Origin of the sequence: Verrucomicrobium spinosum DSM 4136 = JCM 18804, from assembly GCF_000172155.1 — a bacterium.
GTDB lineage: Bacteria > Verrucomicrobiota > Verrucomicrobiia > Verrucomicrobiales > Verrucomicrobiaceae > Verrucomicrobium > Verrucomicrobium spinosum.
The window spans coordinates 3547542-3570048 of record NZ_ABIZ01000001.1 but is presented as its reverse complement, the minus strand read 5'-3'; the positions used below and the strand labels follow the sequence as shown (position 1 = coordinate 3570048).

The 22507-nt window shown below is 58.7% G+C and carries 15 protein-coding genes; 10 read left to right on the top strand and 5 right to left on the bottom strand.

From position 1 onward, the window contains the following. The first annotated feature begins 203 nt into the window (after nucleotides 1–203). Nucleotides 204–746 carry a hypothetical protein gene (locus tag VSP_RS14370; protein ID WP_009961422.1) on the top strand — a complete coding sequence of 181 codons (543 nt, stop codon included), beginning with the start codon at nucleotides 204–206 and terminating at the stop codon, nucleotides 744–746. Continuing rightward, nucleotides 743–1939: a hypothetical protein gene (locus tag VSP_RS14365; RefSeq protein WP_009961421.1), complete on the top strand. Its 1197-nt coding sequence runs from the start codon at nucleotides 743–745 to the stop codon at nucleotides 1937–1939. Before VSP_RS14370 ends, VSP_RS14365 begins: the two co-directional genes overlap by 4 nt. A 240-nt stretch (nucleotides 1940–2179) precedes the next feature. Here VSP_RS14365 and VSP_RS42290 read toward each other — a convergent pair whose 3' ends face one another. Further along, complete coding sequence (locus VSP_RS42290) at nucleotides 2180–2635, bottom strand: hypothetical protein (RefSeq protein WP_009961420.1); 456 nt, start codon at nucleotides 2633–2635, stop codon at nucleotides 2180–2182. Between the two features lie 109 nt (nucleotides 2636–2744). Between VSP_RS42290 and dusB the strand changes: the two genes are divergently transcribed. From dusB to gmd, 7 genes are all read left to right on the top strand, one after another. Then, nucleotides 2745–3740, top strand: coding sequence for a tRNA dihydrouridine synthase DusB (dusB, locus tag VSP_RS14355; RefSeq protein WP_009961419.1), 996 nt, complete (start codon nucleotides 2745–2747; stop codon nucleotides 3738–3740). A gap of 129 nt (nucleotides 3741–3869) precedes the next feature. Then, entirely contained in the window at nucleotides 3870–5117 is a 1248-nt protein-coding gene (locus VSP_RS14350; RefSeq protein ID WP_009961418.1) for a M48 family metallopeptidase, read from the top strand. 1468 nt (nucleotides 5118–6585) lie between these two features. Continuing rightward, nucleotides 6586–7608: a hypothetical protein gene (locus tag VSP_RS14340; RefSeq protein WP_009961416.1), complete on the top strand. Its 1023-nt coding sequence runs from the start codon at nucleotides 6586–6588 to the stop codon at nucleotides 7606–7608. Nucleotides 7609–7697: 89 nt separating this feature from the next. Beyond that, nucleotides 7698–9098, top strand: coding sequence for an RNA polymerase factor sigma-54 (rpoN, locus tag VSP_RS14335; protein WP_009961414.1), 1401 nt, complete (start codon nucleotides 7698–7700; stop codon nucleotides 9096–9098). Between the two features lie 123 nt (nucleotides 9099–9221). After that, nucleotides 9222–10277, top strand: coding sequence for an Mrp/NBP35 family ATP-binding protein (locus VSP_RS14330; RefSeq protein ID WP_009961413.1), 1056 nt, complete (start codon nucleotides 9222–9224; stop codon nucleotides 10275–10277). Nucleotides 10278–10338: 61 nt separating this feature from the next. After that, nucleotides 10339–11541, top strand: a complete 1203-nt coding sequence (locus VSP_RS14325; RefSeq protein ID WP_009961412.1) for a DegT/DnrJ/EryC1/StrS family aminotransferase — start codon at nucleotides 10339–10341, stop codon at nucleotides 11539–11541. Nucleotides 11542–11608: 67 nt separating this feature from the next. Continuing rightward, a complete protein-coding gene (gene gmd / locus VSP_RS14320; protein ID WP_009961411.1) occupies nucleotides 11609–12616 on the top strand; it encodes a GDP-mannose 4,6-dehydratase in 1008 nt (335 codons plus the stop codon). Nucleotides 12617–12938: 322 nt separating this feature from the next. On the opposite strand, the gene VSP_RS35445 is transcribed toward gmd, so the two are convergent. From VSP_RS35445 to VSP_RS35435, 4 genes are all read right to left on the bottom strand, one after another. Beyond that, entirely contained in the window at nucleotides 12939–15092 is a 2154-nt protein-coding gene (locus tag VSP_RS35445; protein WP_009961410.1) for a glycosyltransferase family 2 protein, read from the bottom strand. 33 nt (nucleotides 15093–15125) lie between these two features. Next, nucleotides 15126–17075 carry a hypothetical protein gene (locus tag VSP_RS14310; protein WP_156345288.1) on the bottom strand — a complete coding sequence of 650 codons (1950 nt, stop codon included), beginning with the start codon at nucleotides 17073–17075 and terminating at the stop codon, nucleotides 15126–15128. Nucleotides 17076–17273: 198 nt separating this feature from the next. Next, nucleotides 17274–18584 carry an amino-acid N-acetyltransferase gene (gene argA, locus VSP_RS35440; protein ID WP_009961407.1) on the bottom strand — a complete coding sequence of 437 codons (1311 nt, stop codon included), beginning with the start codon at nucleotides 18582–18584 and terminating at the stop codon, nucleotides 17274–17276. A 104-nt stretch (nucleotides 18585–18688) separates the two neighbouring features. Further along, nucleotides 18689–20278: a sodium:solute symporter gene (locus VSP_RS35435; RefSeq protein WP_009961406.1), complete on the bottom strand. Its 1590-nt coding sequence runs from the start codon at nucleotides 20276–20278 to the stop codon at nucleotides 18689–18691. A gap of 599 nt (nucleotides 20279–20877) precedes the next feature. Here VSP_RS35435 and VSP_RS14295 point away from each other — a divergent pair. Beyond that, nucleotides 20878–22413, top strand: coding sequence for an MFS transporter (locus VSP_RS14295; protein ID WP_044133547.1), 1536 nt, complete (start codon nucleotides 20878–20880; stop codon nucleotides 22411–22413). Nucleotides 22414–22507: the final 94 nt, after the last annotated feature.

Sequence of the window (22507 nt, the reverse complement as noted above, 5' to 3'; positions counted from 1 at the left end):
AAACACTCCCCACCGCAAACCAGGGGAGAACTTGCCGTTTCATAAAGAAATACTTCACGACCGTTGATAATTTACCTCACTCAATCTTTCCATACAATCAAAATCCGCGGAGCCATTGTCAATCAACGACTTGTCATGGATACGTGATGCAGCTAGCAAAAGGTACCTGCTTTTCTCCGCCCGACTTTTCCCGTCTACCCGCCATGCCTTCCGTTGTCCAGCCCCCCGCCATTCAGGAGCCCATCAGGGTTTCCCCAATGGCGCACCTATCCCCCCCAGCAAAAAAAGCTTGGGCCTTTCTCAAGCGCAGCCCCATTGGCGCACTTCTGATCTACACTGCCCTCTCACTCTTGTTGAAGGAGAACTATCCGTTTTCCAACTACCCCATGTACTCCAATCCAAGTGCCGAACGCCCCTACTACACAGTAGCGGATGGGAATGGGCAGCCCATCCCGGTACAGAAGCTGACCGGCATCACCTGCCCGAAGATCGGGAAAATCTACCGCAAAAAAGCGGAGGAACTCGCCAAGAAGCACGACATCAAGGCCAAAGATCTGCCTCCCGCCATGGTGCAACAAGTTTGTGATGAAATGTTCGTCCAGATGCGGCACGAGGCCAAAGGAAAGAACCAGGTCCTGCCCGACCAGCTTCAAATCATCAAGTCATATATCAGCTACAAAGACAGCAAAGTAGTCGAGGAAGTCGAACTGATCGGCAAGGAAACCCTCACCCCCCAGGCACGATGATCAAATGGCTCTTCTCTGGCTGGAATACCCTGCCCAAAGTCTCTGCCGTAGAGGGCTTTCTCTCCCGGCTCCTCTTCTCGCTCTTCCTGCTGTTCACCCTCCGGCTGAGCATCGACTACACGCAGGAGCCGCACCCCGTGGGCCTGCTGAAGCTGCTGCATGGCATCAACGATGGAAAGCTCTGGCTCACCTGGCTGGCGGACCCCTCCACCTGGAATGTTTACCGCGCCATCTTTGCGGGTCTGCTCGTCTTCTACGTCGCCGGAGCGGCTCTCCCGCTGGTGCTGCCCGTGCTGGCACTGATGCATGTCCTGCCGTTCACCTTGTACAACTCGCAGGGCTTCACCCACCACGGGTACCAGATCGTGAGCTGCACGCTCATCATCCAGGCCATCGCGGTTCTCTACTACAACTTCCGGGAGAAGTTCACCCTGGCCCCGCCTGATGAAAAGCTGCGCGCCTGGATGTTTGTGCAGGCCCAGGTCATTCTCACGGGAATGTACTTCATCTCCGTCTTCACCAAGCTCGACAACTCTGGAGGCATGTGGCTCTGGAATTCCAACAACGTGGCGATGGATATGCTCAAGACCGCCCGCCAGAGCTATTTAAACAACTTCGACCCCGCATTCGCAGGCAATCCGCCTGAGGCGATCTGGATGCTGGAGCACCCCGGGCTCTCGCGCCTGTTCTTCGGCAGCGGACTCTTCCTGGAGTTCCTCTGCATTTTTGCCATCGGGAATCGTGTCCTGGGCTTTTTGACGGGGATCTCCCTGCTCGTGATGCACCGCAGCATCGACTGGCTCATGGGGGGGGTGGCATTTATCAACAATGAGTTGCTCGCATTCATCTTCCTGGTGAACCTGCCCTTCCTGTTGTCCTGGCCAGTAGATCGCGTTTCCTCACGTTGGATTCGTTGGGGCTTGGTCGCGGGTGCCACGGCGGGGTTTTTTGCCAGCTTCTGGCTCCATCCCGGGGGCTCTGGAAGCAATTCTTTTGTGAATTACGGCTGGAATGTGGTCAAGTCGGTTGATGTCTGGAACAGCCTCTCTGCCGAAGATTGGCGCAAATTCCTGGGCTTCACCACCCCAATCGCCCTTACGGTGGCTGGCGGCGGTGCAATGGGAGCAGTCGGCGGCATTCTTGTCCACGCCACAAACCGCGGAAAGGAACAACCGGCAAGATCTCCCCAATAGCCGAAAGATTCAGGCCCGCTCGATCTCCTGGCCCGCCCCATTCGCACATGAATGTGCCTTGGGGCGGGCCTTTCCGCAGAGAGAATCTGAGGCATGGTGCCTCACACATCTCTCCCGCAAGGGGTTCCTGGAAATCTGGCACCCATCTCCAGTCACAACGCAAAAACGGCATCGAATTGCTTCGATGCCGTTTGAATCATTTCAAGATCGTCAACGACGATCTCCTCTCACACTCCGAGCCTAGGAACCAGGCGCGGGAGCAGGTGCTGGCGCGGGAGCCGGGGCGGCTTCCGGAGCAGGCACTGGGGCCGGTGCCGGTGCCGGAGCAGGGACGGGAGGAGGCGTCGGAGCCGGGGTCACGGCTTCTTCCACCTTCTTCGCGGCGTCTTTCACGGCATCCGCTGTGGCTCCAACTGCCTTCTCTCCGGCAGCCTTGGCATCTGCCGCAGCCTTCTCAGCCTTGGCCTTGAGTTCATCAGCGGCTTTGGTGGCGGATTCTTTAGCTTCGTCGAGCTTGGCAGCTGCGGCATCACCAGCCGCCTTGGTGGCGTCTTTGATGGCGTCCTTAGCCTGCTCCACCTTCTCAGAGGCCTCGTCGGCCTTTTTGTCGGCTTCGGTCTGCGAGCCCGCTTTCTTTTCGCAGGCGGTGATGCCGCCAGCAAGCAGGGCAATGATGAGGATGTGCTTCAGTTTCATGGTATGTATCTTCTCAGAGTGAGGATAGTTATACAACCCGGATTGCGCACTTTGTTCGCCAAAATTGCTCCTCCTTGAGGATTTGGCAATTTGAAGCCATGTTATAGAAATGCTTCCCTGGCTCTCCCCTGGCAAATTCCCCCTCTATCTCGCCCCCATGGCGGGCGTCACAGACATGGTCTTTCGCAGTCTGTGCAAGGAGCTGGGTGCCGATGTCATGGTGACGGAGTTCGTCTCCGCAGAGGGCATCCTACAGGCGGATGAACGCACTCGGAAGTACACCGAATTTGACGACGCCCAGCGCACGGTGGGAGTGCAGTTGTTCGGCGCAGACGGCCAACGCATGGGCGAGGCCGCCCGCAAGATCGTGGACTGGAAGAGCCCCGACTTTATCGACATCAATTTTGGCTGCCCGGTCAACAAGGTGGTGGCCAAAAATGGCGGCTCCTCCCTGCTCAAGGACTGCCCGCTTCTGAGCAGTGTGGCCGCAGGGATCGTCAAGGCCGTACCCGTACCCGTCACCGCAAAAATCCGCATCGGCTGGGATGCCACCTCCATCAATGCCGTGGAGGTGTGCCGACTGCTTGAGGATACGGGCATCCAGGCCATCGCCATCCATGGTCGCACGCGGGCTCAGGGCTACACAGGCCAGGCCGACTGGGGCGTCATCGCCGAATGCGCCGCTGCCGTGAAGATTCCCATCATTGGCAACGGCGACATTGCCACCGGCATGGATGTGGCCAGACGTCAGCGTGAAACCGGCGTGCACGGCGTCATGATTGGCCGCGCTGCCATGGGCAATCCGTGGGTTTTCCGTGAAGCCAAACACTTTCTCCAGCACGGCACTCACCTACAACCGCCGACCACTGAACAGCGGTTTGAGCTCATGCTCCGGCACACCCGGCTGGCGGTGCATTCCAAGCGCTATGGCAGCGAGATTCAGGCGTTGCGCTCCATGCGCAACCGCCTGATGACCTACACCCAAGGCCTGCCAGGCAGCAAGCACTTGCGCATGCGCTTCTGCCACATCGAAAGCATCACCGAACTGGAAGACATCGCTGCCGAGTACCTGCGCCGCAAGGAAGAACTCGCCTGCGTCGCCTGAGACCTCCCCTCCCGGTTATTCGTTCGTCCTGAAAGACATTCCCGTACGATCCCTCTCTGCCGGAAATCGGTCCGACGGTTATGTCATAACACCCGCTGCCACGGCGCATCACGCACCACCCACCCCATCATGCACCCTTCCAATCCCTGGTTCTGGCTGGCGCTCCTGGCCACCATTGGACTCTACAAGCTTGAGCTCTTTGCGATCCTGCTCAATCTGAAATCTCTGGTTCCTGCCGTGCCTGAGAAGCTGAAGAACTGGATGAACCAGGAACAGCTGGAACGTTCGCAAGAATACGCCCGCGCCAATGCCAGACTTGACGTCATCGAGAGCAGCGCAAGCGTCGGTATCTTCATCACCTTTTGGTGGGCTGGCGGCTTCCATGCCATGGATCAGTGGATCCAGGGCTGGGGTCTGAACCCTCTCTTCACCGGACTGGCCATCTTTGCGGTATTTTCGGTCGCACAGTCGCTCCTCAGCCTGCCTTTTGAGATCTACCAGACCTTCTTTGTAGAGGCTGAGTTTGGGTTTAACCGGACAACCATTCACACCTTTATCATGGACCGGATGAAGGGGCTGGTCTTGCTCACCGCCCTGGGCGGACCTCTTCTTGCGATCCTTCTCTGGCTCTTCGACCACGTACCCCTGGCGGCGCTCTACGGGTGGCTCATCCTTACCGGCTTCTCCCTGGCGATGACATTCCTTTCCCCCCGCTTGCTCCTTCCTTTGTTCTTCAAGTTCCAACCCCTGCCAGACGAACAATTAAAGTCCGAGATTGTGGCCATGAGCGAGCGGTTGCAGTTTCCCGTGGGCGATGTCAGCCTGGTGGATGGCTCCCGCCGCAGCGCAAAGGCCAATGCGTTTTTCACGGGCATGGGTCGGCTCAAACGCATAGCGATCTTCGACACCCTGGTCGAGAACCATTCCCGCGAGGAGATCCTGGCAGTGCTGGCCCACGAAATCGGCCATTCCAAAAGAAGACATGTCCCGAGACAGATCGCGCTCAGCCTGGCAACCTCAGCGCTCATGTTCACGCTGCTGCACTTCGCCGTACACGACCCCCGACTCACCGCAGCTTTCGGAGTGACTCCTCCTACCATCGCCTGGAGTCTGCTCTTTTTCGGCATCCTCTACCGGCCGATTAGCACCGCGCTGGGCTGGGTCACCTCGTGGTTGAGCCGCAAGCACGAGTTTGAAGCGGACGCGTACGCCAGGGAAGCAATGGGGGGACCGGCCTCTCTGAGCAGCGCTCTCACCCGAATGAGCCGCGACCACCTCAGCAACCCAACCCCACACCCCTTCTACGTTTTCCTCCACTACTCCCACCCGCCGGTATTACAGCGACTGGAAGCACTGGAGGGCAAAACGGCGGGGTGACTCCGAAAAAGCAGGTGCAGTTTCCGGAATTTTCTACGACTATTGAAACCACAAGACTATTTGCACTCCCGCTGATTCTGGAATGAGCAACTCCGCCATTACCCTGCAATGCCCGAGCTGTGGAGGCATCTTCCTCACCTTGCAGCAGAGCAGCGGCCCCATGGAGATCTGCCCGCACTGCGCAGTTTCCTCGCCCCGCAACCTGTTCCTCCCAGCCCAAGGTGCACCACAGCCACGCCATCGTACCACGCTGCCATCTCGCCGGGCTACAGGCGAGCCCCCCCGCCTGATACATCAGGAAGCGGAGAGCCTGGACACCCACAACAAAGGCACCGCACCGGGTCAGAGCCTAGGCACCACGCTCTCCACTCCAGCGACCACTCCCCAAGGATGGGAGCCAGCACCTCAGCTCACTCCTCAGGGCCAGGGGCTGACGGGAACTGCCAGCTTCGCTCAGCCTCCCGCCGAGCCCTTGTTCCGCGCTCCGCCAATTTCCTATGGGCAGCACATTCCGCCAATCGCTCCCCAGGCAGAAGCTCCACCACCCCAGGCGCAACTTCCGGAGTTGCACTTCCCTGCGGTAGCTTGGCCGGATCCGACACCTCGATCACCCGCCCCTGCGCCTGGCGGGTGGCAGGCTGCACCCGCCGCACCCCAAGGGTTTGCTACAGCGCCTTTTTCGGCTCCAGCCTCCCCCATCCCAACCACCCTAGCGCCCGGGCCTGGTCCTGCGATCACAACCCCGGCTTCCCCCCTACAGCTACCGCCTCCCCCTCAGTTTGCGACAGAGCAGCAGATGCCTGTTTACAGTAAACCGGAAGCCAGTTTTGGAGCCGCGGCCCCCCTCACCTCGAACTCATACTTCACCCCGGCATCCACACCAGAAATAGCTCCCGCACCGCCACCAGCATTTGCACCTGCGCCAGCCCCCCCACAGGGCTTTGTCACTCCAGCTCCAGTCACCCCTCCCCCCCCCGCAGCCACATCGGCCCCCAGCGCATTTGCCGGGCCGAGTCACCCCTCTGGATGGGGACCTCCAGCATCATCGGTCGCCACACCGCCGTGGTCGCTGGGAGCGATTCAACCCAACCATCCTTCACCTGAGCAGCAGGTCCATTCACCCCTTGCTCCGCCGCCCCCCTCTTCCCCTGAGCTTAGCGGAAACAATCCCCTCACGAGGCCCGCTGCCCCCCCGGCCAACACGCCTCTCGCGTTCTTCGGCATTCCTGCGCAGGAGGAGCCCGTCGAAGCCAACCCCGAGGATGCAACCCTGCCAGCAGAGAAGCTGCCACCCATCCAGCCCGCCCCATTTTCCTGGCCACCCCAGCAACCATCACCAGAAATCCACCAGGCGGTTCCAAGCAACTCTCTGAGCTGGGCACCCGGAGCACCGCCCATCGCTCACGCTGCACACGAGATCGCCCATCACCCAATTCCGCCAGCCGAACCAGTCAATCACCCTCCGCCTATGTGGCCCGGTCTGGGGCTGGAAGGCAGCGATCAGCGCAACCACCCCTTCGCCAACCTGTTTGCCCGAGAACCGTCCCATACCGCGAATCAGATCTCTCCTGCGTCAGGAGGCCTGGGAGGGACCGCCCCTGCCCCGTCAACCAAGCGCACTTCACCCGTCTTGGTGTTCTTGTTGCTCGCCATCATCGGTGGCACCTTCTGGTATGTATGGAAGCATCGCGCCAAGCTGCTCAAACTGGCACCTTCCAGTCAGACAGAAACCATCATGCCCCCTCCCGCTCTGGAACTCGTGCCTGCCACTCCAGCGCCAACGCTTGAACCATCCCTAGACCCCCTGGAGGCCGCCACGCCGGATATCACCCATAACATCGCTGCAGCAGATCGTGCCGCAGCGTTGGTGAAGACCCTGGATGCCGCCAATAGCGAGGAGGACCGACTCAAGGTCATTTCCCATGCGCAGGATCACAAGGCCGATGTGAAGCGCTTCTTTGACGCCATCGGCAACCAACTTAAGCCAATCCTGCTTGATCCGACTCCGGCTGTCGTCAGCCCCCTTCTCTCCGGCCCTAAACTTCGTCTCTTTCGCCTGGTGACGGCCACTTGCTCCAAAGGGGCCATTTTGCACCTCGAGGCCGGTCCCAATGACACCCAGCTCCTTGACTGGCCCCTGTTCATGCAGACTCATGAGCAGCAGTTTGACAAATTTGTGAAATCAAATCCGCCCCCTGAACAGCGCAAGGCGGAGTGGTTCTCTGTCCTTTGCAAACGGCGGCATGATTTTGACCTGCCCAAGGACACTCAAGATGCCTATATTTGTCTCGAAGCGCAGGGTTCCCTCTCACCCGAGGGTAGCACCGTGCTCTACGTCAACAAGGGCCTCCCCGCTGGCCGCCTACTAGAAACTCACCTGAAGTGGGCGGAGATCTACCTGGTGGATCTGCTTGTGGGCAAGGCCGAAATTGGGGGAAACCCCACCCATGTTGTTCTGGACTGCTCTGGCACGGATACAGCCCGGAAATAGCTCACTATGGAAATTTTGGCGAGCTGGCACGTATTTTGCTTGCATCCTTCTTGAAGTGGGATTCTATGAGGCAGCAACCTCATTCCACTATGTCAAGTCAAGGCCTCTTTCAGCATCAAGCGCTCAAGCAGGTCATCGGGCCTCAAATGCAGCAGAGCCTGCAGATTTTGCAGGCGCCTGCCATGGAACTGCAGCAAATCATTCAACAAGAAGTCGCCGTGAACCCGGTGCTCGAGGTTGAGTCTCCTGAAGTTTCCATCGAGCAGACAGCCTCCGAAGACCCCGATTCGGACATCTCGAATCTCTCTCGCCTGGACGAAGAATGGCGCGAGTACTATGCCCAGAATCGCGCGCAGTCCTCCCCTCGCACATCCGACGACGAGGAGCGGCATCGCTTCATGATGGACTCCATCGTGGCACAGACCACGCTTCAGGAACATCTGCTGAGCCAGCTCAACCTGAGCGAGGTGCAGGACTCTCAAATGCGTGAGATGTGTGAGTTCATCATCGGAAACATAGATGATGACGGATTGCTTCACACGACGCTGGAGGAGCTAAGCCTGCGTCACGCCCTTCGCCTCGATGACCTGGAAAAGGCCAAAGCTCTCGTTCAGAGCTTCGAGCCGGCCGGAGTGGGCGCAGAGAACTTGCGTGAGTGTCTGCTATTGCAACTGGAGCGCCAGGGGCGTAAAGCAAGCCTGGCCTATCGCATTGTGGATCATCACCTCGGGGACCTCGCCCACAAGCGCTACACTCTGCTTTCCAAAAAGCTCGCCGCCCCTCCTGATCAAATTAGCCGCGCCGTGGAGGTTATCGCCGGACTGGACCCGCGTCCCGCGCAGGGCTTCGCCGTGATGCGAAATCACTACGTCACGCCGGATATTCATGTGGAGCGGCAGAACTCCGAGTTTGTGGCGGTGATGAACAACACCGATCTCCCACATCTCCGCATCAGCAATGCCTACAAAGACATTCTGGCACAGCCCGAGACCGGCAGCGAAGCTCGCAGCTACATCCGGGAGAAAATTCGTGGAGCCAAATTTCTCATCCGCAGCATCGCGCAGCGCCAGCAGACGATTCAGCGAATCGCCTCTGAAATCCTGAAGCACCAGCACGACTTCTTCGAAAAGGGGCCGAGCCAGCTCAAACCCCTGAACATGGCGACTGTCGCAGATGCAGTCGGCGTGCATGAAACCACCGTGAGCCGGGCCATTGCTGGCAAATACATGGCCACTCCACACGGTGTGTTCGAGCTGAAATATTTTTTCACCAGTGGCGTACGCACCGAGGCCGGCGACGACGTCAGCAATACGGCAGTGAAGAACTCGATTGCAGAGATCATCAAAAACGAGCCTCCGCAAAAGCCCTACTCGGACGAGCAACTGGTCAAGCACTTGGGTCAGCGCGGCATCAAGGTCGCACGCCGTACCGTGGCCAAGTACCGGGAGGCCATGGGGGTACTTCCTAGCCATTTGCGCAAAAGTGCGTGAGATGATGCAAGTTTTCGGTTTTCAGGGCACAGATTTCAGCGATGGAGAAGGTCGCCAGCCACAGAGCTGGTGCGTATCCCCCTCCTGACGCCCTGATACCTGACACTGAAGAACACCTCCCACATGATTTCCGAAGATCTCGTCCGCTCCACCTTGGCCACGGTCAAATACCCGGGCTTTTCACGGGACATTGTCTCATTTGGTCTGGTCAAAGCCGTGAAGGTGGAAGGAGCGGACGTGCAGGTGGAAATCACAGTCGCGACGCGCGACGCCAACATTCCCCGTCAGATCCACGAGCAGGCAACTGCGGCCCTTCAGACTCTACAGGGTGTGGGCAAGATCAAACTGAACTTTGACATCAAGGAGCCCCCGGGTGCCACCCCGGGCCAGAATGCCGTGCAGGCAGGCATCCCGGGCGTGAAGCACGTCATCGCCGTGGCCTCTGGAAAGGGCGGCGTGGGGAAGTCCACCGTCTCCGCCAACCTAGCGGTGGCCCTGAGCAAAACGGGCGCTCGGGTTGGTCTGTGCGACTGCGACCTTTACGGCCCCAGCATCGCCTTCATGTTCGGCACAGATGAGCGCCCCTACGCCACGGATGACAACCAGATTGTCCCCATCGAACGCTACGGCCTCCAGCTCATGAGCATGGGCTTCCTGCTGGATGACGAGTCGCCCGTCATCGTCCGCGGCCCCATGGCCACGCGCTATACCCAGCAGTTCCTCCGCCAGTGCGCCTGGAACAACCTCGACTACCTGATTCTCGATCTCCCTCCGGGCACAGGCGACATCCAGCTGACCATCGTGCAGACCGTGGCGCTCAGCGGTGCGCTGCTGGTTACCACCCCGCAGGAAGTCGCCCTGATCGATGCCCGCAAGGCAGCCACGATGTTCGGCAAAGTGAACGTCCCCATTCTTGGCATCATCGAAAACATGAGCCACTTTGTCTGCCCGAACGACGGCAACATCTATCACATCTTTGGCAAAGGGGGCGGAGAGCGCGAGGCCAAACGTCTGGGAGTGCCTCTGCTGGGCCACATCCCGCTGGAGATCCAGGTGAGGGAGAGCGGCGACGAAGGCAAACCCGTTGCGCTGGAAAATCCAGCCGAACACCCGGCGAGCCAGGCCTTCCACAACTTGGCCAAGACCTTGGTATCCATGATTGAGCAGCGTCACTCCTGATACCGGCAAAGCGGAAGCCCCCGCCTTTATTATTTCCTGCACCCTCGACACCTCCCTCCGAATGGCAGTCCCACTTCTCGACGTCAACGCCCAAAATCACCCTCTCGAGTCCGAATTTACCAACGCCTTTCACCGGATCTTCCACACAGGCCATTTTATCATGGGCCAGGAGGTGACCTCATTTGAGCAGGAGATCGCCGCTCTGGTAAAATCAAAACACGCTCTCGGCATCTCCTCAGGGACAGACGCCATCCTGCTGGCCCTGATGGCACTGGACATCGGACCTGGTGATGAAGTGCTCTGCCCGGCCTTCACCTTCTTCGCGACGGCTGGCTGCGTGGCCCGGACCGGAGCCACCCCAGTATTTGTGGACGTGTGTCCAACGTGTTTCAACCTGGACCTCCGCGACGCCCGGAAGAAGGTTACCGCTCGCACCAAGGCCATTGTACCCGTGCACCTCTTTGGCCAAAGCGCCGACATGGACGGTGTCCTGGAACTAGCGAGAGAAAAGGGCCTGCGAGTCATCGAGGACGCCGCCCAGGCTATCGGGGCTGGCTACCATGGCCGGAGCGTGGGCACGATGGGCGATTTCGGATGCTACAGCTTCTTCCCCAGCAAGAACCTTGGCGGCCTCGGCGACGGCGGCCTGCTCGTGACGGAAGACGACGAACTGGCCAAGAAAGCCATCTCCCTCCGCAACCATGGGATGAGCCCCAAGTACTACCACTCTCACATTGGAGGCAATTTCCGTCTCGACGCGCTTCAGGCAGCGTTCTTGCGAGTAAAGCTCCCCCACTATGCTGGTTACACCGCCAACCGTCGGGCAAATGCCGCCTTCTACACAGAACGCCTGAGCGCCCTGCCGGGAGTGGGGCAGGCATCCCTGGATGCCTGTGCTGGCCTTAGTCCCACCCCCGCGCAGCAGGAGCCAGCAGCGCGTATCACTCTGCCACAGGCACTGCCAGGGCACGATCACATCTGGAACCAATACACCCTGCGCATCGCAGGCGCAGGACAACGTGATGCGTTGCGGGATCATCTCGCTGCCCGGCAAATCGGCTGTGAGATCTACTATCCCCTTACGATGGACCAGCAGGCCTGTTTTGCCAGCCTGCCAGCCTCCTCCAAGGTTGGCTGCGAAGTTTCTCACGTGCTGGCCAGCGAGGTCCTGAGCATTCCCATCTACCCAGAACTCACGGTGGAACAAAAGGAGGAAGTCGTGGCCGCAATTGCCCATTTCCTAGCCACACAGTCTGTAGCATGATGTTCTGGAGAATGGCGTTGCCCGATTTGGCGACCCGATCCACGGTTAAATATAGAATCTCAATTTCATGAAAAAAGCGCTCATTACCGGCATCACTGGGCAGGACGGTTCTTACCTCGCGGAACTGCTGCTCGCCAAAGGCTATGAAGTACACGGCATCATTCGCCGCGCCTCGACCTTTAATACGAGCCGGATTGACCACCTCTACACCGATCCCCACTTTGACAACACCCGCCTCTTTCTTCACTACGGGGATCTAACGGACTCCGTGGCCCTGGTGAAGCTGCTTTATGCCCTGAAACCCGATGAAATCTACAACCTTGGCGCCCAGAGCCATGTGAGGGTCTCCTTCGACATCCCGGAGAGCACCGGAGATATCGACGGCCTCGGCACTCTGCGGATCCTTGAGGCCATTCGCGAAACCGGGCTCGTGGAAAAAGTCCGGTTCTACCAGGCATCCTCCTCGGAAATGTTCGGCAAAGTGCAGGAGGTTCCGCAGACGGAGAAGACCCCCTTCTGGCCCAGGTCTCCGTACGCCTGCGCCAAGGTGTATTCCTACTGGTTGACAGTGAACTACCGCGAAAGCTACAACCTGCACGCCAGCAACGGCATTCTTTTCAACCACGAATCCCCGCGTCGCGGCGAGACCTTTGTCACACGTAAAATCACCCGCGCCGCCACCCGCATCAAACTGGGGCTCCAGGACAAGCTTTTCCTCGGCAACCTCGATGCCAAACGTGACTGGGGTTTTGCCAAAGATTATGTGGAGATGATGTGGATGATGCTCCAGCAGGACCAGCCCGATGACTATGTCGTGGCTACGAATGAAACCCACAGCGTTCGGGAGTTCGTGCAAGAGACTTTCTCATGCCTCGATTTGGACTGGGAACTATACGTGAAACACGACCAGCGCTACGAGCGCCCCGCCGAGGTGGAGCTCCTCATCGGTGACCCTGCCAAGGCTAAGCGTCAACTGGGCTGGGAGCCCAAAGTGCGTTTCAAAGAACTCGTCAAGATCATGGTTGACGCTGATTTGAAACTTGCCGAGGCCGAGAAACGAGCGCTACAGGTTTGACGCAGGAATCGGCGAGCCGCCGACGGTCCAGTATGGTGAAAGAGCCGCACCCTCATGAAGCGGATTTTTTGTCCCAGGGGTGACGGCACACCCCCACCTGCTCCAACGCCCCGGCACAAGGAACTCACCAAGCGGCGATTCCCGCCACACTTCCGAAGATCCACCTCCTCCTCAGTTTGCATGTGGTCGAAGATTTGTTCCTTCAAAAAAGCCACCAGCATCGGAAGCAACCTGTAGATCGGCATCAGGCTTGCGATGAGGGAGGACACATAGGCACCGATCCCCTCAAACCGGCGAGCCCCCCCCCACGCCGCTCACGCCGTCACCCCAGCCCCCCACCCCGAGGCGGAAGCAATGCTGAAGACTCAGAGCGCCTCTTTTCGCGGCGAGTTTGCCACTCTCCGATTCTTGGCGGGAATCCCAGTGAGCCATCCTCATGCACCATGGACAGGTTTACATTGAACGCTGGATCCGCCTCGCAATACGGCTGCCATTTCTGGCGAAGCAACATGGTCTCCCTGGTTGCCCTCTCTTTCCCAGCGTCCGTACGTTCCTCTGCTCCACGGGAGGCGGATTCATGATGGCTCATTTCGGCAAAAGGGGTGTACACGTTTCGATAGCCTGCATCATCCAGCTTTAGACAGAAATCGATGTCGTTGAAGGCCACCTTGAAGTCGCCCTCATCCAGTCCACCCACCTCCAGATACTTGCGGCGCTCCACCACCAGACAAGCGGCCGTGACAGCAGAGAAATTCTGACAAACGTGAAGCCGCCCCCCGTGGGACTCATTGCTGCTGTCACATCCCTTAAGAAAATGCCCGGCTGCCCCCCCCATCCCGAGAATCACGCCCGCGTGCTGAATGCGACCATCCGGGTAGTAGAGCTTGGTACCTACCGCGCCTACGCCTGGCCGGACCGCCTGACTCACCATTTCGCGCAACCAGTCGCGCTCATGTATTTCAATGTCATTGTTGAGCAGGCAGACCACCGGCTCCGTGCATGCGGCAACTGCCCGATTGTTGAGCAGCGAGTAATTGAAGGGCCCGGGAATCCGAAGCACGTCCGCCTTGCCTTGAGCTTGCAGACTCGCCAGATAGTCCAGTGTTGACTCCTCGTTCGAGTCATTGTCCACAATGACCAGCCTGAAATTCGGGTAGTCGGTACGAGCCAGCACAGATTCCACCGCGACCTCCAGCAGATGCCTAAAGTTTCGGGTGGGGATGATGATGGCAACTGGCGGAGGATTGGGCAAGCTCCAGCGCACCCGCAAGTGTCCCTGTTTTACCTCTTCCACGCCCTCCACCGCCTGATTGGTTCGTGACAGGTGGTCCTCAACCACTTTCCTTCCAGCGCTGGAGGCATAGGACTTCTCGGAGACGCCACGCGCGGTGCTGCCCTCGATGCTGCGCCAATGGTAGAGGATCTTGGGAATGTGATGAATCCGATCCCGGCCCACTGCTTCGAAAACACGCAGTGCCAGATCCCAGTCCTGCGCGCCTTCCGTGCCGGCACGAAAGCCGCCCAACTGACGCACCAGATCGGCGCGGTACACGCCGAGATGGCAGACGCAGTTTTGGGAGAGAAGCAGGTCGTAGTTAAAGTCGGGCTTGAAGTAGGGAGCATACCGTACCCCCGCTTCATCCAGATGATCCTCATCTGAATAGATGAGAGCGGCCTCCGGATTGCCCATAATCTCCCGGGCCATTTCCAGAAGCGCGTGGGGCCGCAACTCATCATCGTGATCCAACAGCGCCACGAAGGATCCGGTGGCCAGCTCCAAGGCGCTGTTCGTGGCTGCAACAATGTGCCCGTTGCTGGGTCTGAACACGACCTTGATCCTCGGGTCGCCAGCTGCATAGCTCTCAATCGTCTTCCGCACCTGCGGATCTGGTGAAGCGTCATCGGCGATGCAGAGCTCCCACTTGGGATAAGCCTGGCCCAGCACCGTCTCGATCACTCGTTTCAACCAACGGAGCGGAGTATTGTAAACAGGCAGCAACACCGAGATGAGAGGCCCGTCAGTGAGCGCAGCCCCCGTCTGCCGCAGCTTGACAAGATCGTCCGCGTGAATCGTGTCATAGTGGTGCACCCACGTCTCGTAATCCTGCCCGGAGACTTTTTGTTTCCACGGCCAGGCAATCCACGGAGCGGCAACTGGAAGCTCCTCCAGCAACACCCACCTGCCGTCTGACCGTTTGCATTCCACCTGAATGATGCTTCGACCTCGCGGCACTTCCACGTCGATCTGAAACCCACTGACCGCCGCCTCGGGATGATCCGGATAGCGGTAGCCCAGATAAGGCCTGGGTCTTTTGCGGCGAGCAGTGAAAATCTGTTCTCCGACCGTGGCCCTCACCCCTTTGAGAAACTCCCCTGTAAGGTCGAAACACCAGCCATGAATCGTCAGCTTTCTACTGTGAAGCTTGCGCTCCACAGGGAATTCAATGGCATGCAGCACAACTGGGGACTCAGGCATTTCGGTCGCACTCTACAGATCAGGGATCGCCGATTATTCTCTCCGTCCCCCGGTGAGTCCAGCGGTTTCAGAACGAACTCCCAACCTCAACACTCCTTCCACAAAGAAGCACAGCAGGAGAAGCCCCCCTCCTGCCAGGACAAAGTTCATCCCGTTGTCTAGCAACCACTTCTTCTCCCGCTCAAGGTGTCCCACAGCTCTAGGCTCGGTGAAAGCAAACCAGCGGTCATTGAAGCGGTCTGCGGCCTTGATGCGGTAGGGACGATATGGAATACGCACCAAATATCGCTTCCATTGATCTCCGGGACGCTCTTCTGGCAAGAGGCGAATCTTACGACGCCCGGCCAAATCTTGGATCTCCAGAGATGAACCTTTGGGGGATGGTGCCCCTGCCATCCAAATCTCCACCCACTGCGTAGAGGGAGTGCCGGCAAACTCCAGCGACACCTCACCTGTGGCGGCACTTCCGGCAGGCTGAAGAAAGCTTCCCCAGTAAGGTCGATGCGGAGCCGGACCAGTCCTTGCATCCAAGCCGCCATTCCTCACGAAGGCACCCTCATCCCCGGCCACCATTTGGGAAGGCGGGGCATCCTTGAGGTCCGCTGGCAGCAAGTCCAGCAGCGTCTTTGAATCCAAGATCTTCTTGAGCAGGTCACCATCGTGCAATGGGGGCAGAGGGTTGTCCTTCGACTGATAGAGACCCCTGTCGTCGCCTGCACTGAGATACTGGCGTATGCTCACGGTGTGCTGATTCTTCAACCGGGCAAAGTTTCGGGCAGCAGGCATTTGGACGAGGAGAAAGTCGCTTAACAGTGTCCCAAATACAACCACGCTCCAAGCAATCAATGCCCCGCGCATGACTACAGGTCTTCGGACGACATCTGATTCTGGCGCGTTCCCGCGCACCAAGAGTACAGCCCAGGCGAAATTTGCTGCCAGCCCGCAAACGCTGATGGGAAAGTAGCGACTGGTTATCACGGCCTCCGACCTCGCATAGGCAATCGCGAGCGCATGCACCGCCACCCAAAGGGAAAGCGCCATGGCGATGCGCACCCGCGAATCCAACACCAACCGTCCCCTGAAGATCGCGACCAAGCCCGCCACGGTGGGCAACTGAACCAGCAACCAGCCCCACCCTCCAGCGCCTACAGGCCAGGAAAGGAATACGAACCAACCGCGCAACCGATCCCACCACGAATGATGAATCTCGGCCTCCTTGCCTCCGGGGAGATGAAATGCCAGTGCCGCAAAAGCGAAAAGCATGAGAAAGCCCACCCCCCAAACTTGGGCTTTGGTGCGCCTCTGCGGTGCAGCCAGCGCTTCAACGATCAACATTCCGGCGACCGCCAATGCTGGGAAGAACCCACCCGCCATGGTGCCCACTCCCAGAACCAGCGGCAGCCAGCCCGACCACCACCGAACACCAAGAGGCCGGGCAGCTCCAGCCATCACCCAGATCACAGCGAGTCCAAAGAGACCCATCAACGGGAAGGAGTTCTGAAACCCACACAGCAGGTTTTCATAGTCCATCGGCAGAGCGGCAAGTCCCAGCACCACCACCAGACTGAGTCTTGAGGCCTCCTGAGTGAGGTGGCACAACAATACAAACAGGAGCACTCCAAACAGCGCATGGAGACCTGCGGATACCACCATCTGTAGAATGGGGTCCCAGATACCGTGGGCATCCAGCAGCGCGAGGAAAATCAAACGCGAAAAGAGAATCCGATGCTCATTGTGTTGCTCAAAGAGCGTGCGCCAGTCAAAATGGCCCTCCACCCAGGGTGGATAGAGAATTCCCCCCTCAGCATTCCATTGGTCCCAAAACGGGGCTGGCGACGCCATGTCTTGAATCCAGACCAGTCGCACGCCAAAAACGATCAGAAATAAGGCGACGCTCAGCAGGCCGATTTCTCGATACCCGCCCCAGTTCGCTAAAGTGCCACGCGTGCACTTTGAAGGGAACTCCGTGAAGCTATTTTTCATGGGTGGACAGAGGAGCCGAGCCTCGGCCATCATCCGCAGCTTCCCTTTGCAGGCAACCAACTTCATCGCCAAAGAGGAAATATCATCCGTTCCTGCCATGTCTCGGAAAGTGCATTGGCGTGCTTGATCAAGAAGGCACGCGCTGCCTCCTGCAAATTTCCTCACACGGACTCTCAAAAACTCCGCCACCAGACCAGCTCAGGACACGCCAGACTTGCCAACCATCTCCTTCTTTAGCACCTTCGAATTCCGTCCGCTGCGGTCGTATTGCTCGCGCCGATCAGAGGGAAGAATGCCAGGGCCAACGTCCACATACCCCATCTTTTCTTCAAAGAACCGGGAGGCTTGGGTGCTGAGGGCGAAGATCCAGACGGCACCGCGCTGCCGCGCGACATCCTCGGCAAAGGTCACAAGCTTACGCCCATGGCCTTTGTTCTTGTGCGCCCGGCTGACGAACAGGCAGGCCAGTTCAGCCACCTTTTCCCTTTTGTCGGTTTCATACATGTGCACCGCTACGGTACCCACAAGATTCCCGTCCAGCTCAAAGACAAAGAAGTCGTTGATACGCTTCTGCACCTGCTCGCGTGAGCGCGGGGCCAAGGCGGCATCTTCCACCGACTGACGCATCATCGACATGACGGAGGGGATGTCACTCACCCGGGCACGACGAATTTGCTGATACTCGTCTGCGTGGATCATGGTGCCCACGCCTTCATTGCTGAACAACTCGGCCAGCAACACCTCGTCCTGGCGGCCATCGATGATGTGAACACGGGCCACGCCTTCGCCGCAGGCGAGGGCAGCATACCGCAGCTTCGATACCAGACTGGGGTCCATGTGAGGATCCCGACGCTTGGCAATTTCACGAGCAAGCTTGATGGGGAGCTGCGCCAGACGCTGGCCCTCGCTATTCACCAACCCTTCCTCTGCCACAAAGATCACTTTGGCAGCATCCAGTGCCAGCGCTGTCTCCACGGCTACCGCGTCCGAATTCAACCGCAACGTGGTGCCTCGTCCGTCATAGCCAAAGGGCGGCAACACTGGGATGATCCCCTCTTTGAGCATACCGATGAGCATCCGGGAATCCACCCGCTCGATCCGTCCGGTGTGTTCCAGATCAACGCCGTCGATCACTCCCGCCGGATGCACGGCCAGGGCATTGGGGACGGCAACACGGAGCTCCAGCGCGGTGAGATCCGCCACCAACTCGCTGGTCAGTCGTGAAATCGCGTCAGCGCTGACTTCAAGAGTGGCGGTGTCGGTGCGCCCGATCCCATCGTCACTGGATAACGTGATACCCCGGGCCTGGGCCAGATCCCGAATCTGGAGCCGCGCGCCAAATGAGATGGCGACCTGGATGTTAAGCGACTGCAGGACAGCAATGTCCTGAAGCAGGCTGGTGAAGTTCGGCAGGCGCATCACTGCGCCATCCAGAGCGATCACAAAAATCCGCTCCCGGAACTGGGGAACGTACTGGAGAATGCCTCTCAGGTCTTCGAATTTGCTCATTGAAGGTAGAAGCCCTCAACATTCCCATCGATTGGCGGGGATACAAGCCCTTGGGCAATAAAGGTTGATTGGGGAAGTCAGGACAGGACGCCCCCCCCGGCCACTTATTCCCCGCGGTCCACCACATTCGACATCTCCGTCCGCTTGTTCTGGGGGGTTGAGAACAGCATCGCCACCCCCACCGTTACGAGAGTGCCCAATGTAATGCGCCAGGGGAACGAAAGTACAAACGGCTCCTTCATCCCTACCATCTGCTGGATGCCCATTGGATTACTCAAGAACAACACCGCGAGAATCCCACAGACCATGGCCAGGATATTGGTGTCATCCCGCCCCCGAGATTTTGTGAGCACTGCGACGAGGAAGATTCCCAACAACGAACCAAAAGTGAACCCCAGAATACCAAGCACCAGCGGAATGATCTTGGCCTCGGGATGGTGGGCCATGTACCACGCGGTTGCCACTCCAACGAGGATGATAAGCACCGCAAAAAGCACCGTGCTCCAGCGCAGAACAGAAATGCGCTTGGATTCTGGCGCATCCGCCGGGAGATGTGGAAGAATGAAGTCTCTGGAGAAGCTGGTGGCGAGGGCGTTGAGCGCCGTGCTCAGCGAACCCATGGCGGTCGCGAGGATTCCCGCAGTGACCAAACCCCGCATGCCAGCCGGCATCTCCTTCATGATGAAATACGGAAAGACTTCCCGGGACTCCGCTGGCATGCCCGAATCTGGATGCGCCTGGTAGTAGGCGAACAGCAGGACGCCGATAAAAATAAAGGCCGAGACCAGTGGCAGATCAACAATACCGGACAAGATCGTGGCAAATGCGCTCTGGCGGCGGTTCTTCGCCGTCAGCATGCGCTGCACCGTGTCCTGGTCGATGCCATGAGTGCTCATCGTGACAAAAGTGCTGCCGATGATGGCCGCCCAGATGGTGTATTCCGTGGTAAGCACATTCTTGATCCAAGCCCAGGCTCCAGGCTCGCTGGGTTTGGCAAAATCAAAAAATGCCGGCTCCTTGATAACCTGTCCCACAGTCTCCCAGCCTCCAGGGATGCGCCCGAGGAGATAGGGAATTGTAAATGCCAGCGCCGCCAGCAATACCGCCACCTGGATGAAGTCTGTCCAGATCACTGCCCGAATCCCACCCACTGAGGTGTAGATGGCGGTCATGAGGGTCACCAACACCACCGCACCGGCGTAGAGCCAAAATTTCATCTCAGGCTGCACCGGTGCCCCCGTCCAGAGAGCATAGGCCAGTACGATGATAATCGCCGAAACATACAGCCGGGTGCCCATCGCCAGAACTCGTGTCACCAAAAACGTCACCGAGGCGAACTTCCTCGTCCATGGGCCAAACCGGGTGCCCAGGAACTCGTAGAGCGACACCACATTGTGCTTGTAAAACACCGGAATGAACAAAAAGCTCACTATGATACGTGCCAGCACCGTGCCGATGGCAAATTGCGCGTAGCTCCAGTTCTGCTTGCTGAAACCCGTCTCCGGTGCCCCTAGGAACGTCGCCGCGCTAATCTCGGCAGCAATGATGGATGCCAGGACTGCCCACCAAGCCATTTCCCGGTCCCCCAGGGCATAGCTTTCCACACTCTTGTTCTTCCGGCTCTGGGCGAGACCGATCCCCAGAATCAGGGCGAAATAGAGCAGCAGCACCAAGATATCCCACGTGAAATTCATGGGGCCGACGATGGCGTGAACAACCAGCGTTGACAAGGCCCGTCCAGACTGAACAGAACTTTTTCGATCCTCCACCCCAAACACAACCAGAGAAGGAGCAACCTACCCCCACCGCCGGTCTTCGCCCCCCCCCCCCGCGAGCACCATGCGAACGACGCCTACGTCGGGCTGGGAGTGCTAAAGAGACAGCTTCGACGGATCACAGATCCTTGATCAAAGGCAGCCCCATGCACCGCTTTTGCGGTTGGAAGCAATTCCCACGTCAAGCTCTGCAACCATTTGCCATCTCGCGACATATGTTCCACTCAACCTCTCTGCCATCAAATCTGCATGCCTCCAGCGCGATTACTACCCATCACAATCGGGGCCACCCTGGCCTTGGCGATTGTGGTGAGCTCGTTCGCAAAGGGGGACCAGCCTTCCGATTCACAAAATACATTTCAACCTCCGGCATGGCACTGGTGATAGCTCCCCCCACCTCCCGGCGTTTAGCTCTGGCTTTTTTGGCCGCACCCGGCCATTGTCATCGTTTTTCCGATCTCATCTCCCGCTCCGCCTCCATTCACACCAACCTCCGCTGACACTTCGCCTCCCGTCTCATGGCCTCCATTCCCCCTCCTAACGCCCGCGGCCGAAATATGGCGCTCACCGCAGCCTTTCTTGGCTGGCTTTTTGACGGTTTTGAGATGGGGCTTTTCCCCTTGATTGGCAAGCCAGCGCTACAGGATTTGCTGGCCGGCACCGGAGATGCGGCTGCGATCACCCAGGGAGTGGACCGCTGGTTCACGGTAATCATCGCCACCTTCCTGGTGGGAGCAGCCTCAGGAGGCGTCTTCTTCGGCTGGCTGGGCGACCGGATCGGTCGCGTTCGGGCCATGACCTTCTCCATCTTCACGTATGCCATCTTCACTGGACTGTGCGGATTTGCCACTGAGGCCTGGCATGTAGCGATCCTACGCTTCATTGCATCCTTGGGAATGGGGGGGGAATGGGCTCTGGGCGTGGCCTTGGTCAATGAACTCTGGACCAAGGGCAACCGCGCTTGGGTAGCAGGAGCAATCGGAGCCGCGGCGAACATTGGGTACCTGCTGGTGGCCTTCCTCAGCCTCGGCATGAACAACTTCCTCACCTCGGTTCAGGATATCTTCGCCTCATTGGGAGCTTCGCAGGGTCTCTCGGACTATCTGTTGCACAACCAAGCGTGGCGCTTCCTCATGATCAGCGGTGCCTTCCCCGCCGTGCTCATCTTCTTCATCCGGCTCTTCGTGCCGGAGTCCGACAAGTGGGAGGAGGAAAAGAAGACTGGCTCCACCTCACACTGGAGCACCCCAGATCTGCTTGGCGTCCTGTTCGGGGCCGTCGTCGCGATGCTCATCATCTGGGCGTGGTCACCCATGGGCGTGGCCACCCCTGCGGCCACCATCATCACGATCGTGGGCTTCTGCGCCGTGGTCTGGGGCTTCCTCCTGCCAGTACGCCGCTATCTACAGCGGTCCACGGCGGCAGGCAACATGTCGGAGGACATGCGCCGCAAGGTGCGGTCCAACCTCATCATCGGTGCCACCCTCGCGGGCATTGCGCTGCTCGGCACTTGGGGAGCCGCCCAACAGGCACCCAAGTGGTCCACAGAGCTTGCTCCCAATGGGTATTCCCACCCCATGCAGTACACCCAGATCTGCACAGCGCTTGGAGCCACGGTTTTTGCGCTCCTCACACCCTTGCTCGCAGACATCCTGAATCGCCGGCTCACCTACCTCTTTTGCTGTATCACCGCCATGGCCTCCAGCATCTTCTTCTTCCGGTTCAACACTCAGATCGACACCAACTTCTTCATCAGTGCCTTCCTCATGGGCGGCTTGACGGCCTCTTTCTATGGATTCTTCCCCCTCTATCTGCCAGAACTCTTCCCAACGGCGGTTCGCGCCACCGGCCAGGGGTTCTGTTTCAACGTAGGCCGCATCATCGCGGCGATCGGCGGACTTCAACTGGCCAACCTCATCGCAGTCTTTGGCGGCGACGGAGCCTCCAAACTCCAAGCCTCGGCCAGCGCCTTCACGGTTCTGTGCAGCGTTTATCTGGTGGGTATGATCCTCATCTGGTTCGCCCCGGAAACCAAGGGGAAGGCATTGCAATAGCCAAGGTAAAAGGATTGAGAGTCAAGGGATAAGGGTGCTTTTACACGTCCATTGCGGACTCCAATACAGCAGAGGTAGGCCGGGGAAATCCCTT

Excerpts from the sequence above, each read along its gene's own strand:
- VSP_RS14370 (WP_009961422.1), top strand. The coding sequence starts at position 204 with ATGCCTTCCGTTGTCCAGCCCCCCGCCATTCAGGAGCCCATCAGGGTT.
- VSP_RS14365 (WP_009961421.1), top strand. The coding sequence starts at position 743 with ATGATCAAATGGCTCTTCTCTGGCTGGAATACCCTGCCCAAAGTCTCT.
- VSP_RS42290 (WP_009961420.1), bottom strand. The coding sequence starts at position 2,635 with ATGAAACTGAAGCACATCCTCATCATTGCCCTGCTTGCTGGCGGCATC.
- dusB (WP_009961419.1), top strand. The coding sequence starts at position 2,745 with ATGCTTCCCTGGCTCTCCCCTGGCAAATTCCCCCTCTATCTCGCCCCC.
- VSP_RS14350 (WP_009961418.1), top strand. The coding sequence starts at position 3,870 with ATGCACCCTTCCAATCCCTGGTTCTGGCTGGCGCTCCTGGCCACCATT.
- VSP_RS14340 (WP_009961416.1), top strand. The coding sequence starts at position 6,586 with ATGTGGCCCGGTCTGGGGCTGGAAGGCAGCGATCAGCGCAACCACCCC.
- rpoN (WP_009961414.1), top strand. The coding sequence starts at position 7,698 with ATGTCAAGTCAAGGCCTCTTTCAGCATCAAGCGCTCAAGCAGGTCATC.
- VSP_RS14330 (WP_009961413.1), top strand. The coding sequence starts at position 9,222 with ATGATTTCCGAAGATCTCGTCCGCTCCACCTTGGCCACGGTCAAATAC.
- VSP_RS14325 (WP_009961412.1), top strand. The coding sequence starts at position 10,339 with ATGGCAGTCCCACTTCTCGACGTCAACGCCCAAAATCACCCTCTCGAG.
- gmd (WP_009961411.1), top strand. The coding sequence starts at position 11,609 with ATGAAAAAAGCGCTCATTACCGGCATCACTGGGCAGGACGGTTCTTAC.
- VSP_RS35445 (WP_009961410.1), bottom strand. The coding sequence starts at position 15,092 with ATGCCTGAGTCCCCAGTTGTGCTGCATGCCATTGAATTCCCTGTGGAG.
- VSP_RS14310 (WP_156345288.1), bottom strand. The coding sequence starts at position 17,075 with ATGAAAAATAGCTTCACGGAGTTCCCTTCAAAGTGCACGCGTGGCACT.
- argA (WP_009961407.1), bottom strand. The coding sequence starts at position 18,584 with ATGAGCAAATTCGAAGACCTGAGAGGCATTCTCCAGTACGTTCCCCAG.
- VSP_RS35435 (WP_009961406.1), bottom strand. The coding sequence starts at position 20,278 with ATGAATTTCACGTGGGATATCTTGGTGCTGCTGCTCTATTTCGCCCTG.
- VSP_RS14295 (WP_044133547.1), top strand. The coding sequence starts at position 20,878 with ATGGCCTCCATTCCCCCTCCTAACGCCCGCGGCCGAAATATGGCGCTC.